Origin of the sequence: Pedobacter paludis (assembly GCF_003173575.1) — a bacterium.
GTDB lineage: Bacteria > Bacteroidota > Bacteroidia > Sphingobacteriales > Sphingobacteriaceae > Pedobacter > Pedobacter paludis.
In genome coordinates this window covers 332,811-352,788 of sequence record NZ_QGNY01000002.1, presented here as the reverse complement: position 1 = coordinate 352,788, position 19,978 = coordinate 332,811, and the positions used below count along the sequence as shown (strand labels likewise).

The following is a 19,978-nucleotide window of genomic DNA, read 5'->3' as shown; positions in this document are numbered from 1 at the left end:
AAATTTTATCCTAGTAAAGAGCGGGACTTTAAGCCTGTCCTTTTGTGGGCGGTGGCTACTGGCTATACTGGACGATGTTTTTTACGATAATCGAAAATAAAAATCAAAGATTTTATCTATTGATATATAGGCGTAAATGAACGATTGTGTCCGTAAATGACCTGTCGTTTACCGTTTGAAAGTGTGTTCGCACCTTAGTGAAACTTTTGTATAAAGTTGGGTATAACATAATATAAATAACAGAGGGTGCAGGGAAAAAATAATTGAGGAATAAAAGGTAAAAAAAGTTTCTACATAATATTTATAGTACAGGAGAATACAAATAACGATGTCTAAGTTTTCAACCATAAGGATAAAAGAGCTGCTGGAGAAATCCGATGCAGCTAAGCTTCCAGATCTGAAGGGCGCAGCCCTTGAGAAGCTGGGGTGCTATCTTTTTGGCAAAATGAAAGGCTTGAATCTCTATGGTAAAAATAAATTTAACGCAAGTGGCTCTAGGGAACTTGATATTATCTACAAAAATGACAGGCGCACTTCTGAACTACATTTTCTAGATGGCTTTATTCCAATCGAATGTAAAAACACGGCTAAAAAGACCACCAGCGAACAGGTTAACTGGTTTGCCAATAAGGTTAGCGACACAACCTGTAGGTATGGCTTACTTTTGACGCTTTCGGGCCTAACAGGCAAAGATGAGACAGAGGCCGCTAAATCTGAAATCATGCGGGCAGTCAGTAAATTTGGAATAGGGATCTTGGTAATCACCAGAATTGAAATTTTGCAGCTGAGTTCGACCCGCGATCTGGCAAATCTGTTGGAGCAAAAATATCTCGCACTTTGTCTTGAAGAAAAGGTGGAGCTCGAATTTTACTGATTGCTTTCCTCTTTACAATTTAGCGTTAAGAAGAAATTAACACTTGACGCGTAAAATCTAGTAGCAAAGGATTATCGCAATAATACGGGCTAGTGACGTTACTGGTTGAGGAAAAAGTTATAGTCCCAATCGTCTAAAATATCTATACTTGTCGGACTAACGGCATCACTTAATTGTGCCCTGGCTTTACCGGTTTGGAGGTAAAGGTCAATTGTCACGTAAAAATCTATCGCTTTTTCAGCCTGGATAACATAGGGTGAATATTCGATCCCCATATATCCAAAATCGCTTTTATTAAGGTGGGGCGTGTGATTTTCATCCTTTAATATTAATTTAATCATGTAGGGGACCATAGCTCCACATTGTAACTGTGCTCCAAATTCATCGGTCTGAACAATATTATAGCGATCAAACTTAAAATCGCTTACCTCAAAAGAATCAATATGATCAATCGCCATTCCCCTGATTTCAGTCTTTGAATTTGCTTCCTCCTCTAAGTACATGGAAAAATAAGTTTTAGCGTCCTGCTCCAATCGGGATTTTGATGAGAGATAAGTATCCTCGATCAGCTTCAGAATCCCGAATCTCAATTCACTAGCTCTGTTGATGCTGTCGAGTTTTCCGCCGATATCTTTTATAGGTATGACATATTTAGAAAGCACATCGTCAAAGTCAGTATCGAACGTTACAAAATAGCAATTCTTCTTTCCCATTTTAAAATATTGGTCGAGCGCATAAAAACTGAAAGCGTCCGGGAATTCGGATTTCTTTTTTGCAGAGCCAAAGGGCGGATTGCCTTCGAAATAATCGTTCATCACTTTTTCGATCGTATGCCCTTTTGTAGGCAATATTTTTACGTCTGCATAGCTGATCCACTCGTCAAAATCTTTTTTGAACTGCTCGATGAGTTTAGCTCTATCCAGTTCGGGCAGGGTAAAATAAGCTGCATAATCCTCAAAATTCTTCAGTACCCGAATATGGGATTCAATTGTTTTTTTGACCGAGAGAATTTTGCTTTCTTCCTCTAAAAGACGTTTTGTGAACCTTGATAAAACTTCCCGATAAACTATATCAGTGATGTAAATCTTTATGTAGTTCTTTCTGCCCATGTCCCCCAGATTTCTCAGTAGCGTTCCCGCCAGAAAATTCTGTGATTCAATAAACGAAGTATCCAAGGCAAACAGCCTAATCAGTTCCGTAGATTTCATATTAACGATGATTTCATGTCCAAATCTAGCTTAAATACTCACAATATTCAATTTACAGACAGCTATTGCGTTGAGCAGGCTTTAGGATATAGAGCAGGTAGGCAAAGGCCTGACTTATCCACTAAAAGTACAATCTTTTCAACATTTTATTATTTACTAACAATTTTAGCTTTATGTTTGTTGTTGAATTTTAATATACTAAAAATAATAGTATAGAATTTATTACGTCATGGATGCTAAAAGGGAGTTGTTTCAAAAATTGCAGCAGGATATACTGTTGTGGCAGGGCTTTAAGCCTGTGTCCGCTGGCAAGGCTGAACGTATCGGCCTTGGGGAAATAGAAAATTCTTTTCCGGGCAGCGTATTTCCCAAAAAGGCAATCCATGAATTCATTACTGTACTTCCCGAACATTCGGCGGCAAGCGATGGCTTTATCGCTGGGCTTCTTGCCGTGCTTATGGAAAATGGTGCCGCATGCGTTTGGGCCAGTACCTCGCGCCGGTTGTTTCCCGCCTCCCTTAGCCTTTTCAACGTAGAGCCCGAGCGCATCATTTTTATGGATGTACAAACCGAAAAGGATGTGCTATGGATCACGGAAGAAGCGCTAAAATGCGAAGGGCTTGCTGCTGTTGTAGCAGAGGTTAATAATCTTAGCCTTATCGAATCTCGCAGGCTGCAGCTAGCGGTAGAATCCAGTGGGGTTACAGGCTTTATCCTGCGAAAAGATGAAAATAAAATAGCGAGCACAGTGGCCACGGCAAGATGGAGGATCAGTCCCCTGCCTTCACATACCGAAGATGGAATGCCCGGCCTTGGCTTTCCGCGCTGGCAGGTAGAGCTGCTAAAGGTCCGTAATGGCAACCCCGGAAATTTTGTACTGGAGTGGGCGGGAGAAAAATTCGAAGAGGTCAAAAAAGTTAAAAAACAAATCGTTTGGTCTGAACTGGAGGGCAGGCAGATTGGATAGATATCATGCAAAGGCGTTTTGTTTCCATATGGTTCCGACAGCTACTGGCTGACTGGCAGCTTATCCGCAGACCAGAACTTTCGGGCGTGCCCTTTGTTTTCGCTGCACCCGACCATGGACGTATGATAATCACCGCGGTTAGTTCCTTAGCGGCGGAATCCGGTGTCGAAGTGGGAATGCGTGCAGCCGATGCCAAGGCCATTTGCCCTGACCTTGAAGTGCTGGATGATAAACCGGAGCGGCCTAAGAAGCTGCTCAAAGGTCTTGGCGAATGGTGCGTGCGCTATTCCCCAATAATTGCGATAGATGAGTTTGGGATGGATGGGCTTTTGCTCGATGTTTCCGGATGCACACATCTGTGGGGCGGGGAACGGGGCTATCTAAAAGAAATCGTTTCAAGGCTAAAAAGTAAAGGCTATACCGTGCGCCTGTCCATTGCCGATACGCCGGGTGCAGCATGGGCAGTTTCACATTATGGAAAGATCACCCCGCTCATCCCAACCGGAGGGCAGGTCGATGCATTGCTTGATCTGGTGCCGGATGCGCTAAGATTAGAGGAACCGGTGCTGGCAAAATTGCGCAAATTGGGATTTTACCAGATCAAAAGTTTCATTGGAATGCCAAGATCGGTGTTACGCAGAAGGTTCGGCGAGGATTTTCTGCTCCGCTTGGGGCAGGCCATCGGGACAGAAAACGAGGTGCTTGTTCCCCTTCGGGTGCCAGTGCTGTTTAGCGAAAGGCTGGCGTGCCTTGAGCCTATAAAGACCCGAAATGGCATAGAGATCGCAATCAATAAACTGCTGGAAAATTTGTGTGCCCGGATGCAGGCTGAAGGAAAAGGGCTGCGAACAGGGATACTTACCTGTTACCGGATCGATGGAAAAGTGGTCTGGGTGGATATCGGTACAAGTGGGGCTACTCATAGCATCAGCCATTTGTTCAAGCTTTTTCAACTCAAGATCGATCAGATCAGGCCTGCGCTTGGTATAGAGCTTTTTGTTCTCGATGCGCCAAAGGTGGACGATGTGGAAGTTCCGCAGGAAGAAATGTGGACATCTACACCCGGGCTTGATGATAAAAGCGTAATCCGTCTGCTTGACCGGGTGGCTGGGAAAGTAGGTTTGCAGGTTATCCATCGCTACCTGCCAGCAACCAAATACTGGCCGGAGAGATCGGTTCAAAAGGCCATTTCTGTGACCGAAAAATCAGATACCCGTTGGCGCGTGAATAACCCAAGGCCTACGGAGCTGCTCAAAACGCCGGTGCCAATAGAGGTAATGGCCATCATCCCAGATCACCCGCCAAAGTTCTTTATCTATAAAGGCGTGCGACATACGGTGGCAAAGGCCGATGGACCTGAGCGCATTGAGCGCGAATGGTGGCTGGATCAGGGCGAGCATAGGGATTATTATCAGGTGGAGGACGAGCAGGGCGGCAGATATTGGCTGTTCCGTTCGGGGCACTATGGCAGCGACAATAAATACAAATGGTTTATACATGGATTTTTTGCATAGAGGAGATGGATTATGGGATACAGCGAATTACAGGTTACTTCAAATTTCAGTTTTTTGCGGGGAGCCTCACACGCCTATGAGCTGGTGGAACAGGCCGAGATCTTCTGTTATCAAAAAATCGCGGTTACGGATAGAAACACGCTTGCGGGAATCGTGCGGGCGCATGCAGCCTGCAGGGAAAAAAACATAAAGCTTATTCCGGCATGCAGGCTCGATTTGTTAGATGGGCCAAGTCTGTTGGCCTACCCTACGGATAAAGAAGCATACGGCAGATTGTCCGCGCTGCTTACACTTGGAAATATGAGAGCCGAGAAAGGTTCGTGCCATATCTCCAGAGCGGATGTTTACGAGCATAGCAAGGGGATGGTTTTTAATGTGGTGATGCCCGGCGAGCTTAACCGCAGGTTTGAGTACGAGCCTGGTTTTGTTGCTGCGCTAGCGGAATACCGCGAAGCCTTGGGCGGTCAATTGTACCTTGCAGCCACGCGATCGTATATGGGAAATGATGATAAGCTGATTTTCCGTACTTCGCAGCTTTCTAAAAGTTATGGGATCCCGGTAGTGGCAACGGGTGATATCCATTACCATTCGCCTTCGCGCAGGGAATTACAGGATGTACTCACCTGCGTGCGCGAAAAATGCACCATCCAGGAAGCTGGGTTTCGCCTGCACCAGAATGCCGAGCGCTATATGAAAGAGGTGGCGGAGATGGAAAGGCTGTTTAGAAAATACCCAAGTGCCATCGAAAATACGATGGTAATAGCCGAGGCCTGCGATTTTTCACTCGATGAGCTCAAATACGTTTACCCGGAGGAAATCAATAAAAGCGGACGCTCACCATTGGAAGAATTGGAATACCTTACCTGGACAGGGGCGCATGAGTTTTACGGTGCAACCATCCCGGATAAGGTGGTCAAGATGATTGGTCATGAAATGGAATTCGTAAAGCAGATGGATTATGCCAACTATTTTCTTTTTGTAGAGGATATTGTGCGCGAGGCGAGGTCACGTGGGATCCTCTGTCAGGGACGGGGTTCGGCTGCTAATTCTGCTATATGTTTTGTTTTGGGAATCACATCGGTAAATCCGATGAAATTTGACCTGCTTTTTGAGCGCTTTATTTCGCCGGCCAGAAACGAACCGCCTGATATCGATGTGGATTTTGAGCATGAGCGAAGGGAAGAAATCATTCAGTATATCTATAATAAATACGGCCGTGATAGGGCGGCAATTGTAGCTACGGTTACCCAGCAGCACCAAAAAGGTGCAATCCGTGATGTTGGCAAGGCAATGGGCCTTTCGGTAGATACCATTAACCGATTGTCAAGTTCAATATGGGAGTTTACAGATGAATGGTTCGAGGGCAAAAGGGTTACAGAACAGGGCTTAAATCCAAATGATCCGCACCTTAAAAAAACACTTGAGCTTACTTCCCAAATGATGGGCTTCCCGCGCCAGTTGGGCCAGCATACCGGGGGATTTGTAGTAACACAGGGGAAGCTTACAGACCTGTGCCCTATCTTGAATGCCCGGATGGAGGATCGAACCAATATCGAATGGAATAAAGATGATATTGATGAATTGGGTTTTTTAAAGGTAGATGTGCTGGCGCTTGGGATGCTTACCTGCATCAGAAAGGCATTTGATCTCTGTCGTGATCATTACGGCGTGCAGTATACGCTGGCCAATATTCCCCAGGATGACCCGGAGGTTTATGATATGATCTGCCTGGCTGATACCTTGGGCGTATTCCAGATCGAGAGCCGGGCGCAGATGTCGATGCTGCCAAGGCTAAAGCCCAGGGAATTTTATGACCTGGTGATCGAGGTGGCAATAGTGAGGCCTGGCCCGATACAGGGCGATATGGTGCATCCTTATTTGCGCCGGAGAAATGGTGAAGAACCTGTGGTCTACCCTTCTCCGGAACTTAAAGAAATTTTGGGACGCACGCTCGGGGTACCATTATTTCAGGAACAGGCGATGAAAATTGCAATCGTCGCAGCAGGCTTTACCCCTGCCGAAGCCGACGGCTTGCGCAGGAGTATGGCCACATTTAAGTTCAAGGGACTGGTAAACCAGTACGAGCAGAAACTCATCGACGGGATGCTGGCCAAGGGTTATACTTTGGAGTTTGCCAAGCGGATATTTAAGCAGCTGGAGGGATTTGGAAGCTATGGTTTTCCAGAATCCCATGCGGCAAGTTTTGCGCTTTTGGTCTATGTATCGTGCTGGCTAAAGCACTATTATCCGGATGCTTTCGCTGCCGCGCTACTGAACAGTATGCCAATGGGATTTTACCAGCCCGCGCAGATTGTTATCGATGCACAGAAACATACCGTTGAGGTGCGCGAGGTAGACGTTAACCATTCGCTATGGGACAATAGGCTAGAAGAAAAATCGGGCAAATATTTTGCGCTGCGTTTGGGATTTCGACAGATCAGCGGAATAAGGGCTGATGATATGGAGATTCTGGTTAACGGAAGAGCTGGTGATTATAAAAGTATTACCGCACTTCGCGATGCTGGGGTTTCTATTGTGGCGCTTGAAAGGCTGGCCGATGCGGATGCGTTCAGGTCAATAGGAATGGATCGGCGCAAGGCGCTTTGGGAGGTTTCCGCTCTGCAGGATATGCCCGTGGAATTATTCAAGGGGCAGGCATCGGAAAGTGTACTGGAAACGCAGGTTGAGTTGCCGTTTATGGAGAAGGGCGAACATGTGGTTCAGGATTATGCAACGGTTGGTTTATCGCTAAAAGCACATCCGGTGAGCTTTGTCCGCTCGCAGCTGGATATGCTCAATATCCGGGCATGCCATCACATCAACAACGATTCTACCGATGGACAGATAGTAAAAGTAGCAGGACTGGTATTGGTGCGCCAGCGTCCCGGGACAGCGGGCGGGGTGTGTTTTATTACCATTGAAGATGAAACGGGGTATTCAAATCTTGTGGTTTTTGAACAGTTGTTTGAAACCTACAGAAAGGAAATACTGCACGCTAGGCTGCTTATGGTCGAAGGCCGTTTGCAGCGTGAGGGACAAGTGGTGCACGTAATCGTGAGCAAATGTTTTGATTTTACAAAAATGCTTGGAAAGCTGGTGCAGCGTGAAGTGGATGAATTGCCAGTATTGACTCTAGCGCATGGTGATGAAAAAACGGCACCCTATCCATCACAAAATAAACGCACTCAGGTTCGCGAAGATGTGCCGAAGGAAGCTTTTCATGCAGGCAGAAACTTTAAATAATAACATTGGAGTTTAAATTACATGCTTTGCATATAATATTAATGACTTTCTTATTTTTGATAAATTTATTGCGCTCCATGATAAAGTCTATAACATATTGGTTGATGAATGTATTTTCATCATCATTGACCCTATCTTCAAAAACCTGGCGGCATCTGAAAGAACAAGATGCTTGGGTCTATCAGTTTCGTTCAGCAAAAAGGAAAGAGCTGCTACGCTTGAAGGTGAATAATATAGGATTTGCATTAATCCTTACAATAGTTATGATGTCCGTTGGAATGGGAGTATGTTTTTTATCTAAAGAATTTATAAAAAAATACTTCTGGTTCTTATGTTTTTTCACCTTTACTGAAGAAGGAGCAAAAGAAATTGTGGCGGACATCCTTGCTTCATCCGCAACAATCATAGGGTTGAGTTTCGTGGTTATAGGATTCTCATTCGAGGTCGTTAAAAATGCGACTAATCAGACACTGCGAAATATCTTCAGGGAAACAAGGCTTTATTATGTTTTTGCTATCTCTATTATCAGTATTTTGTTTTTAGTAATAATGACCCTGCTTAAGCATACCGTCACAATATATACGGTCGGTAATTTCGCGATATTTAGTTGTTTGCTCCTGCTGGCTACAACTATTGCCATTGCATACATGTTTGCGAAGGTGATTACTTTTTTCAATCAAGAAAAAATTGCAAAGATAACCAGGGATTATCTGGTAAAGCTGGCTACGTTTACCATGCTTGATGATGAATTCTTACAGTTGACAGAAAGAATTTATGCCCAGGAGATGGAGTCACTTGGATTTACCAGGTACATAAGCTTTATTCCAGGAAATGAAAATCAGGTTGTATTAAAATCCAGTAACAGGGTGCGAGTTGAAATTGTTGATATCTGCCTTCCGTTGATTGCCTTTGCATCTGGAAAAGTTAGCGGTCGTTCATTACCCGGAACAGTTTTATATCAGCCTTTACAACTCAAATCAAATCTAAACCCAAGGCATGGTCTTTTTTACTTTAATGATAACGTTAAAGTGAAATGGTTGGAGGCAAAAATAATCAGCTTAGGCCTTAAGACTAAAAAATCAGGCCAACTCGAAGAAGAGTATATTCAGCAGAAACAGCAGTTACAGGAAAGTTTAATTGCTGCCTCCGAGAAGGGTGATTTAAAACAGGTTCGCGAACGTCTGGATGATATTAGACAGTTATATTCAATTTTACATTCTTAGTTATGCCGAACAACAAAAAAGGGTTTTCAGAGAAAGTACTAAATGACCTAGATAAAACGTTGGTTTCGGCTTTCTTGGTTGCTTATAAAAATAAGCATGAAGGAGTGTGGGTTGAATTGATGGAGTTTCTGAGTATGGAGATGATGCGGGCATTTGCTGATTCCTCAATTCCTTTAGTCCGCCATTTGTCATCGCTGCCAGCGAGATTTTTCCAATGTAGCCTTAGCCAGGAGTATGGTAGCGAACAGATTATAGATCATTTTGGACGAAACTTTGACTATTTCGGTCAATTCCTGGAGGCAAAAGTAGTTTCAGAGGATGGTGACAATGCAGTGTTAAATAGATTGCTATATGAAACTATTGCCGGTTTTTATTATCAGGTATTAAGGGTGAGCAACGATGCTTTACTAGAACCTAGCTTTGAGCATTTCAATAAGCTAGCTCAACCTGGTTTCGACTTTAGATCCGAGGTCCGTAGGGCAAAGTATAACGGTGCAACCTTCGAAGAGCTAGCCGAAGTCCGAGCAAATTCGGAGCTTATTGGCTTTAGGCCGTTATTGCAGCGTAGGTTAGCCCTGAGTATACATTCATGGTCATTATTTCTTTTTTCAATAGATAAAATGGATGCACTTCGTGCAAGAAAGATATTGACCGGGTTTCAAATCAGGTACGCAAATCCACAGGAAGTACTCATTGATGCAGTATATATCCGGAAATATAGCCATGCTGGTTTTCTTGGAATCAAATGGTGGGATTTTATGGAGAGAAAATCCGGAAAATCTTACACCCCACCAGACCCTTACAATTGGATCACGCTTGGATCCACTTATCACCTGTTGAATTCTACGCTTTCTGACTTCGATTTTTCCGAGGTTCCTGAAAATGATGACTATATTTTTTTGCTGGAAAAAGTAAAAGATAATATAGCTTTCTTCGAAAATAACTGGGAAAGATGGTCTGTGATTTTTGGTTCAGGCATTTCTGGTACTAGCGATGTAGACAAAGGCAGGGTTTTAGAAAACTTCCGGTCAAATAGTAGAATGTTACTGAATATTCTTGCACGCTTGAAAAACAGACAGCAATACTTACAGGATAAGGAGGTGGCAGACCAGTTTCTTAGCAGTGATAAAGTTGAAGCTTTTAAAAAGCTGGCTGGCGATGACTGGAAAAGAAACAATAGGATACTTCCTATATTTGATTATTTCGGAAACGTAGTCAAATATGACCATGATAGAAAACTGCCAGCTATTGGAAGCAGTTATCTTCTGCAGGGGTTCAAGATAATGTTTGTCGAAGACAATTATCAGGAAATACATGGTAGCGCGCACATTGGAGGGGAAGTCGCAAGGGGCATTGACGGTCGGTTTATCCAAGAAATACTTCACAATCATATCGAAACATCATACAATACAATAGCTGAAGGACTCAAAGATAGCATCTTTTCTCTGCAGGAGGAAGGATTTGCGCCGAGCTTGATTATTGTACCGCCAGAATTTGCCTATAGAACGGATTTGCTCGCAATAATCGGAATGGGGAAAAATGACCATGGTGGAGTTGCAGATTTTGGTAATTATAATGGCATTCCGGTAACAACGATGTATACCACTTTGCTGTTAGAGGATGTGTATGTACTCGATTTCGCTACCGCCTTAGAACTTGAAATCATCGAAGAAAATGACCGGATAGAGAAAAGGTTACATTTGGAAATCAGGCCACTTTCCTCATCAGAGATCGATGAGATATTTGAAAAGGATGCGCAAGCCTTGAGAAATAGAGAAGGATATGAAGGGCTGACGGATAATGAGATAAAGGTGAAAATAGCTACCTCAGTATATCTTGACATTTGGATCAATGCGAGGTTTAGCACAAAGCAAATCAGGGCAATTCGCAAATTTAATATACGAGAGCTTGGTGCAGAATAACATATTGAAAGTACGAATACGACTAAATTTAGGATAATAGCGACCGTTAAATTTTCGACCTTTTAAAATGTCATTATTGCATTTTGAACTTTTCATGGCTATAAGATTTTAGCCTAAGATTGGAAGTTCAACATTGGTTGTTTCGCAATAGTGAGGGAAGTTGCGTTATTTTCGTAAACGCATAAATCAACATTGAAGATTGTTACCACAAATAGTCAACTGGGTCTGGATAAAATAGTTTACGCATTTTTAGACTATTTGATAATCCTGTCGCGAGTTCTCTAAGCAAGTTGTAATGATCTTGACAGTCATTAACAGTATGATTCATCAAATGATTTTGCCAGATAGGTTGATATGTTTTTTCTTGTTTTAAATTGTTTGCTTTACAGAAGTCAAGAGGCATGTTGTAGCTTAGAGTTTTATTTTGATGAATCAATACAGCTATATTGTGATAGTCACACTTTTCAACATTATTTTCTTGGTAAGACTTTATAGCGTCTTTTACTAAATCATTGAATGTATAATCATCATTAATTCCAGTCACTGAGTCGCAAATTAAAAACACAAATGGGGCGAAATTCTCTTGGCTAAAGCCCGAGTTATGTTTTAAAAAACTTTCAGATGGTCTGAACAATTTTTTTATTGAGGTCAGCTTTACCAAAGCTTCAATAAAATCTTTTTTTGAAAGAGTTGACTTAACCTCTCCAATTGCTGCGACAGATTCTACGGGTAAAAATTGAAAACGATTTCCAAATTCAATTAATGGAGTTTTTATCTTGTCGAAGATAATTAGGTCACACTGTGTGGATGTTTCATTGTAAGAGTTGATGATGAACCCATCCGTAACTTGATAACCGTATGGTGTAATAAAATCTATCAGCTGATGCAATGAACGTTCCTTGTACATTCCATATTCTCCAGCATGAAGCAGCTTATTCGTATTAGCTAAATTCTCATAAAGTGCTTTTGAACGGGCTAATTCGTTAATGAAATTGTCTACTTTAATTTTGAAGATTTCGAAATATCTATTATGCATAGTATTATTAGATGAGATGTCAATTAATGTAAATCTATCGATTATTTTGAAATCATTTCAAGATAAATTCTTGGTTTTTTGTCGCAACTCACGCTTGCATTGCGTTAAGTGGTCATAGAAAGTGTTGGTAATATTTTGATATCAAAACACTAAAATTAAGTAATTTACATTTTCATAATTTAACGCTTGAGGAGATGAAAATTGCAGTTTTGGGGTGGGGATCACTAATATGGGACAAGAGAAATTTGAGTATCGCTGATGGCAAATGGCATGAAAATGGGCCAGCTTTGCCAATCGAGTTTGCTAGAATCTCAAGTGATGGGAGGTTAACATTAGTGATTAAGCCGAATTGGACAGATGTTGTAACACTTTATGCTATATCATTATTTGATGATATAGATCATGCTGTAGAAAACCTGCGCGCTCGTGAAGGAACGGTAGTAGAAAATATTGGATACTACAATTTTTCAAATGGTGAGAAACGAGTCAGAGAAGCCAATGAATCAATTCTACCTAGGCTTCAATCATGGGCAGTCGAAATAGGTATAGACGCTGTTATATGGACAGACCTCTCCCCTAATTTTAGCATACGGCTTAAAATCCCTTTCAATATGGAAAACATTAAAAAATATCTGAACGGAGTGGAAAGTGGGACATTTAAGATAGCAAAGGGATATATCGACAATGCTCCAAAGCAGGTAGATACAAGATTCCGTCGCGATATAGGAGAATTTCTAGAAGAATCAAATAAATCCCGCTTGCCACAAAGTTTATCAAATCGGTAAAAATGTCTTGATTTAGGTATCCACAAAACGATTGTTTACCTTTATTTCAACAAATTTATTACCATGACGCGACTCACTCAACGATATAGGCACGACAAAGCCATACAAATCCCCTGTGGATTTTTGTTTTTTGTTAATTCTCCTAAACATATAAAATTGTGGCAGAAAATTTAGTAGGATATTCAAGGGCCGGCGATGCTTTTCATTACCGTTGGGCGGCAAGGAGATGTTTGGCGATGGTCTATCCCAATGCTGAGCTCCAATATCTTGTGATTGAAGGGTCATCGGATAATGATTTGCTTGGTGAATATTCGATTGACGTCACCGAGTATTACCTGAGGGAAGATGAACAGATAATCGAATATTATCAGTTAAAGCATACGACGGTTCAGAACGATATTCCCTTCCAGCTCAGCGATCTTCAGACAACGTTCGAGGGCTTTTCCTCAAGATTTATCGAGCATTACCGAAGGGATAAGGATAGTGTGAAAAATATAAGGTTTACTATTCTGACCAACCGGAGTTTCGATCCTGTTTTCAAGAAAAACCTTACTGATCCAAGTTTGGAGTTGCCGGTAAAGGGAAAGTTCCGATCCACTCTCCAAAAGTATACCAAGCTTTCCGTAGATGAGTTAAAGCTGTTCTGTAGCCTGATCAATGTGGAGGATAGCCAGGGCGATTACAGTGTCCAAGGAGAAAAGTTAAGGATCGAAATTGCCCAGCTGGTTGCGGGGGCAGTTGATACCACGGAGATTTCTAGCCTTATCGCATTGGTGAGTGATAAGGTACTGCCCAACGCAGATGGCAAAATCATCAAAGAAGAAGTGCTATTGAGGTTTGGGATGAGTTCCGAAAGAGATCTGTACCTTGCCGAGGCACTATGGGAACATGCTGGAAAGACGATATACAGAGAACATCACGACGAGCTGGCGCGGAAAATAATTGGTTCGAAAGCTTCTGTGATCGTTCACGCGGCCGGTGGTGTCGGGAAATCGGTTTTCACCAGACAGTATATAGATAAGTTGCCTGAAGGATCGGTTGGTGTCGCTTTTGATTGCTTTGGTGCCGGAAGATATCGGAACAGAAGTGAGACCAGACATAGTCATAAAGTGGCATTTATGCAGATAGCCAATGAACTTTCCACAAAGGGCCTTTGTGCGCCCCTTTTAATAAGGGGTAATGATACAGAGCGGGAGATTACGGAAAGGTTTCTTTCCCGGCTTGGACAGGCTGTGAAGTCCATAAAAACAGCTTATCCGGATGCGGGTTTAACCATCCTGATAGATGCGGCCGATAATGCCGAAATGGCTGCATTGGAATTTAATCAAGCCTGCTTTGCCCATGAGCTGCTCAGGGAAAAAATCCCAGATGGGTGTAAGCTTGTTATGCTCTGCAGGACCGAGAGGATCCAGCTTTTGCAACCAAAGAATGACATTGTCCAGTTGCCCTTGGAACCTTTTTCGGAAAAGGAGACATTGTCGAATCTTCTGATGTATTTTCCAGATGCAACTCCGGAAGATGCAAAAGAGTTCCATAGACTAACATTTTCCAACCCTAGGGTACAATCCAATGCCATAGGAAATGGCGAGGGTGGCATAAATACAATCTTGGAGAAACTTGGCCCTGGGGGAACTACTGTAGATGATCTTATTTCCCACCAACTTGAGCTGGCCGTTTCGCATGTCAAGGATATGCTATCGCCCGATTATCAATCCCAGATTGAGGCAATCTGTATTGGCCTTGCGAACCTTCCCCCCAACATCCCTTTGGACATACTCGGCAAGGTCGCTGAGGTTACTATAGAAGTGCTTAAAAGCTTCATTGCCGATATAGGCCGGTCTTTATGGCTATCGGATAGCTCGGTCCAGTTTCGTGATGAGCCAACGGAGACATGGTTTAGGATAAGGTTCTCGGCCGATAAAACAAAATTGGAACGCTATATTGTTCTTCTCGAACCCTTGGCAAGCCACTCATCATATACCTCGGAAGTATTGCCACAGCTTTATTTATCTGTTGGCGAATATGATAAGTTGATACGTATAGCCCTCTCGGATGATCTTTTGCCAGAGGACAATCCAATCGATGCCAGAAACATCAGGGTTTATAGGTTGCAGTTCGCCTTTAAGGCGGCGATCAAACTCTCCAATTTTGGCGATGCAGTAAAACTTGCTATGAGAGCTGGAGAAGAAGTCGCAGGAGATCAACGTCAGCTAGGGTTGTTAAAGCAGAACATCGACCTTTTGGCGACGCTTCAGAGCAGAGAAAAAACTCAGGAAATGGCTTTTAGAAGAACGATATCGGGATTCTGGACAGGCTCAGAAAACATCTATGCAGCTTCCCTCCTTTCTACAATCGAAGATTTTAAGGGAGAGGCCCGTGGGTTCTTAAGAGCATCTAGGAATTGGCTTAGCATATATTTTGAGGAGCACCGTGAGACAACGGACAGGTATGAAGAGCCTCCCTTAAGGGATTTGGATATCTTAGAAATAACAACTGCCTTGCTTAATCTTGAAGGGACAAAAGGCTGTTGTGGCTTTTTGTTTTCGCTCAGGCCAAAGGATGCGGTTGCCAGAACGGTAGCGGATCTTACAAGGAGACTCATTGACAGCGGAAAGTTTACAGAAATAGAGGAATTGCTTGCCGAGTTCAAATCTATTCCCCATTACATAGTTGCCATAACTAAAGAGCTGCACGCCATCGGCCGATTCCCAGAAAAGGCTGCCATCGAGGTCTGCCTTGATTTATTGTGCAACCATCGTACGAGGTTAAAGATTAAGCAGAGCCTGTTTGATGATAAAACGCGAAGCGACATCCTTTGTTTTTTAGAGGCCTGTGTTTATGCGGGTCTGGAAGCCAAAAAAATCCAGAGAGTGTTGAGGCATTACCTTCCCTTGAAAGCATCAAGGTTGGTCTATAGTAACCATCATTCCAATGAGCGGGGTGAATTTATGCGAATGCTTTCGTTGCGTCTGTATTCGTTGAATGAAGCCACGTATAATATTGAAGACTATTTTCCCGAAGAACTGCGGAATGGCAAAAAGGAATACGAAAGAGATAGGGATAGACAGGAATTTGCGAAAATCGTACAAGTGTTGCTTCCTTGGTATAACCTGCGACTGAAAGTAATTTCAGCTAAGGGGGTATTACCTGATCTATGGGAGAATTTTATCAGCGAATCTACCGATGCCATGAAGGGCCGGTATAATCCATATGATAGCCTTCCCGATGATCTGTCCGAGGTACAGCTTTCAGCTTTTACAATGTTAATCGATACAGCTCCAGAATATATTGCCAGTTATTACAATGCGCATATTAAAGGAAATAAACGGTTAAATATTAAGCAATGGTTGTTCTGTTGCAGGGCATCATATAGAAATGCGAATTTTGATAATATCAAGAGCGAATTGGAGGAAACGGCATATGGGTTGATCAACGATTCGAAAGAGGATGATGTTGACCAGCTTTCCAGTCGATATGTGTTGCTGGCAAGGGCGGTAGCTATATATTCCCTTGATGATGCCAGCGTCTATTTCAACGATGCGGTCAATATAGTGAGCAAATTTGGCGATGAGCTGATTCAGAGATGGGAGGCAATTGCGGAAATTGCCAGAAAAAGCGCTAGTATATCCCAGCCAATGGATGAGCTCGCCTATAGGTTTATCCGGGTCGCAGAATTGGTCGGCGAACAGCTGCGCGAAAAGCATTGGGATAGGGCGGAAGCATTGCAGATCTGCGCAAGAATGAGTCCGGGAATTGGGATTTCAGCCCTTAGCAGATGGGCTGATCGCGAAGTCGGCAGGTTTGAATGGTTACATTTTGCCTTGTTTGTCGAATTGACGCGATTGAAAAAGATAGCCCCCCTTACCGCCTGGTCACTGTCTCCATTTTGCCAATTGGACCAGCTTAAGTATTTTCTGAAAAAATGTTTGGAGTTGAGTGAAATACAACTAGCTGATAAGCAGTTGATTTTTAGCGATGCGCTGGAGAGAATTCGAAGGGATAACAGCAATCAGGACTATTGGGCAGAGATGAAATCCTTGGCGTCAGCCAATGGCCTGGATTCAAGTAAGCTTGATTCGTTTATCTGCTCGATAGATGCTGAAGTTGAAAAGCAAAAAACGGCAAAGCATGAAAAAGATGTTGAATTTGATCCAAAGCTTCCTTGGCCGGAAATATTTGGTGATGTGATAATCAGTTCTACAGAGCAATTAGAGTTGTGCCATGACAGGTTCACCAAGGCTGCCACGGAACTAAATGTCCATTGCCCAAGATATACCTTTTGGAAGGCAGCAATAGGTACACTAAAAGAACCTGATCTGATAAAGTTTATAGATGCACTACTTGGATCGGATATCGTTGATAACTATGATTTCTCAGAAACTTTCAGCCGTTTTCCAGCGGAATGGACAAGAAAGGTCGGTTTTAGAAATAAATATCGATCAATAATCAATCGTGCGGGAGCAAAATATTTTAGGGAGTTGTGCGACGTCTATGTATATGATGGATTTATCAAATCTCTTCCGAAACATGACGATAACCACAAGTTTATAACTGAGGGTGTATTCAGCGGACTTGCTGGTGGTCAGGAAATCGAAGATGCAGAAATACTGTTCGGTTTTGTCAAACTTTGTGTGCCGCTCGTCAAAGAAGAAGAAGCGCCTGAAATCCTGAGCTATTCGCTGTCAAGATTCGAGCTTCATATGGATTCGGATTTTGGGGATGGAGAATGGCGCGAGGAACTTAGGGTTACAAATGATGTAGATCACAGCATCGCGGGATTCCTATGGTCGGCGTTAGGCGCTCCGAAATCGCAGATAAGGTGGAAAGCGGTTCATAGTGTAACGAAGTTAGCGGACTTTAATGCTGAAACGGTAATAAATCATTTATTTGGTTGGTTAAATCGAGGCGATAGTGGTGCGTTCAATTGTCAGGAATATCCGTTCTACAGATTGCATGCAGTGCAGTATCTTATGGTTTCGCTGGCGAAAGTAGCATTGGCACATCCTAGCCTGCTCCAGAAACATGGCGGGGTGATCGCCGGCTATGCTTTAAATGGCGATCACGCGATTATTCAGCGCGCTGCCTCGGACGCCGCCTTGCATATCGAAAAAGCGATGCCAGGAAGTTTTCCTTCCGATACTATCGAAAAGATTGGAAAAGTGGGATGGTCAGCATTTCCTATCAAAAAGGCCAAATATAATCATCGGGTGAATAGCGTATGGCATGAAAAAAATGAAGTTGAGACAGGGATAGACTTTCATTTTGGATGGGATTTCGACAGATATTGGTTCGAACCTTTGGGTGGAATATTCGCCGTTCCCAGTACACAGATACAGGATCTTGCGGCCAATGTTGTCGTTAAGGAATGGGGAATTACCTCGAGTGGATACAACGAAGATCCTAGGGTCGGGCTATGGAACAGGAATTCTAGGGAGGATAGCACACATCATGATCATGGAAGCTATCCAAGAACAGACAATTTGGATTTCTACCAGTCTTATCATTCGATGATGACAGTTGCCGCCCGGCTTATAGCGCATATGCCTACATATTCTCGAAATGACTGGGGAGATGATAAATGGGAAGATTGGATAGGCCAGCACTATGTGACATTCCCCGATAGTGAGTTGCTGGCGGGGAAAAAAGATTATTTGCCCCATAACCGGCCAAGTTGGATCAAAAGTAGTCCCTTTGACGAGAAGTGGACGAAACAACTGGGAGAAATCGATTTGTTGGAAAATACCAGATGTGAAAGACAGGGAGAAATCTGGCTGAATCTGTTCGGCTGGTGGAATGAGCAAAAAGATTCAGCAAAGGAAACCTATTCTGTCTCATCGGCATTGGTGTCCCCCAAAACTTCGAACGCTCTTTTGAATGCACTTTCCACATGCAAAGACAGCCATGATTTCAAGCTCCCCAAATATGGTGAGGATAGAATGGAGATTGATTTTGCGCCGTTCAAACTCGATGGGTGGATAGCAACGCGGGATGTAGATCTGGGCATTGATAGATTTGACCCCAATGCAGAGGATTTCCCGTTTTCAATCATTGCCCCTGGGGCCAAAATAATAAACAAGTTGGGCATGACGGTTTCTGAAGACGGTAAGCGATTTTTCTCCGATGACAATAAAGTTGCCGCGGTAGTAGAGAGATGGCGTAGCCAAAAACCAGAAAGGGATGAAGAACCGGATCAATCTGGGCAAAGGATCCGCTTCGAATTGGAGTTTCTGAAATCAGTATGCAAAGCGTTTAAAAGAGAGATCATTATCAAGGTTTATGCAGAACGGAGAATCAGCAGGAAATATGATTATGATGACTATAAAAAAGGTAGATTAGAATTATTTAAGATTTTTATTTTTTCGCAAGATGGAAGACTCAGAGATACAAAAGGATATTGTTAAGCTTGGAAAGCTGATTGTGAGAGAACTCAAAATGGAACCTGGTGTCGATACGCTGGGCAGGTGGATGGCACATTATATTTCCGAAAAAATAGCTGCTGCCGGTACCGCAACAGGAACTAAAAAGAAAGCTCTTGAACAGGAATGTTTTGACATCGTTTTGAAATTATGGTCTCACCGCTGGGAGTTGCCATCAAACAGAAGGCCATTCAAAGAATTTGATCAGCTATTCGAGACGATAAAAAAACTTGATCCGGATAATAAGGAATCTTTTTATGTGCCATTTCTTCCCGATAACTTTCGAGACCAGGACTTAAAACCAAAATCAAAAAAGGATGAGTGGTTATCGAGAGCGCTGCAAATTGATAAAAGCGCGAGAATCTGTATGGAATTCGCCTTGCAAAAAGCAGCTGAAAAATCTAAGGGAGCAGAAGCCGAAGCCTATTTAAAATATTCATCAAAACTTGCTCCCGAACATGATAGGGAGATTATTCGATTTCTCCTTGGCAGTAATACAGTAAATTTTTTTGATGAGTATGAGGATGATGATCTCGAGTTAGCAGCCACGGCAACCAATAAAGAGGTTGATAAGGAGAAAAAATTTGAAGATGAAAAAATAAAAAGCAGGATAAAGTATCTGGAAGAGTTTTCTAAGGATGCAAAAAAAGTTATTAAAAGCTTAAAGCAGCAGTTGATTGAGAATCAGAGTTAGAAAGTGAAAAAGTAAAGCTTTCTTAGCATTAAAAACATACTCAAGCTAAATGATATCGTCAAAAATATGTCCTGTAAAACGCAAATATCGAATAGT

Annotated in this window: 11 protein-coding genes; 9 read left to right on the top strand and 2 right to left on the bottom strand. The window is 42.7% G+C overall.

Annotated elements, in window-relative coordinates:
* The first annotated feature begins 328 nt into the window (after positions 1–328).
* Positions 329–874 (top strand): restriction endonuclease, encoded by a 546-nt coding sequence (locus DF947_RS06055; RefSeq protein ID WP_109928807.1) that lies wholly within the window; start codon positions 329–331, stop codon positions 872–874.
* 98 nt (positions 875–972) lie between these two features.
* Here the strand turns inward: DF947_RS06055 and DF947_RS06050 are convergent, their stop codons facing one another.
* On the bottom strand, positions 973–2,082 hold the full coding sequence (locus DF947_RS06050; protein WP_109928806.1) for a PIN domain-containing protein: 1,110 nt from the start codon (positions 2,080–2,082) through the stop codon (positions 973–975).
* A gap of 229 nt (positions 2,083–2,311) precedes the next feature.
* Between DF947_RS06050 and DF947_RS06045 the strand changes: the two genes are divergently transcribed.
* The 5 genes from DF947_RS06045 (at position 2,312) to DF947_RS06025 (ending at position 10,951) form a co-directional block, all read left to right on the top strand.
* Positions 2,312–3,049 (top strand): ImuA family protein, encoded by a 738-nt coding sequence (locus DF947_RS06045; protein WP_109928805.1) that lies wholly within the window; start codon positions 2,312–2,314, stop codon positions 3,047–3,049.
* Positions 3,050–3,054: 5 nt separating this feature from the next.
* A complete protein-coding gene (locus DF947_RS06040) occupies positions 3,055–4,563 on the top strand; it encodes a Y-family DNA polymerase (protein WP_109928804.1) in 1,509 nt (502 codons plus the stop codon).
* Between the two features lie 12 nt (positions 4,564–4,575).
* On the top strand, positions 4,576–7,806 hold the full coding sequence (locus tag DF947_RS06035) for an error-prone DNA polymerase (protein ID WP_109928803.1): 3,231 nt from the start codon (positions 4,576–4,578) through the stop codon (positions 7,804–7,806).
* A gap of 104 nt (positions 7,807–7,910) precedes the next feature.
* The gene (locus tag DF947_RS06030; RefSeq protein ID WP_146202877.1) at positions 7,911–9,029 is read left to right on the top strand and encodes a hypothetical protein; all 1,119 of its coding nucleotides are present in this window, start codon (positions 7,911–7,913) and stop codon (positions 9,027–9,029) included.
* Between the two features lie 2 nt (positions 9,030–9,031).
* Positions 9,032–10,951, top strand: a complete 1,920-nt coding sequence (locus DF947_RS06025; RefSeq protein WP_109928801.1) for a hypothetical protein — start codon at positions 9,032–9,034, stop codon at positions 10,949–10,951.
* A gap of 202 nt (positions 10,952–11,153) precedes the next feature.
* On the opposite strand, the gene DF947_RS06020 is transcribed toward DF947_RS06025, so the two are convergent.
* Positions 11,154–11,987, bottom strand: a complete 834-nt coding sequence (locus tag DF947_RS06020) for a DUF6602 domain-containing protein (RefSeq protein WP_109928800.1) — start codon at positions 11,985–11,987, stop codon at positions 11,154–11,156.
* A gap of 194 nt (positions 11,988–12,181) precedes the next feature.
* Here DF947_RS06020 and DF947_RS06015 point away from each other — a divergent pair, with 194 nt between their 5' ends.
* The 3 genes from DF947_RS06015 (at position 12,182) to DF947_RS06005 (ending at position 19,882) form a co-directional block, all read left to right on the top strand.
* Positions 12,182–12,772: a hypothetical protein gene (locus DF947_RS06015; RefSeq protein ID WP_109928799.1), complete on the top strand. Its 591-nt coding sequence runs from the start codon at positions 12,182–12,184 to the stop codon at positions 12,770–12,772.
* Between the two features lie 158 nt (positions 12,773–12,930).
* Entirely contained in the window at positions 12,931–19,173 is a 6,243-nt protein-coding gene (locus tag DF947_RS06010) for an ATP-binding protein (protein WP_109928798.1), read from the top strand.
* 64 nt (positions 19,174–19,237) lie between these two features.
* A complete protein-coding gene (locus tag DF947_RS06005; protein ID WP_146202876.1) occupies positions 19,238–19,882 on the top strand; it encodes a hypothetical protein in 645 nt (214 codons plus the stop codon).
* The last annotated feature ends 96 nt before the right edge of the window (positions 19,883–19,978 follow it).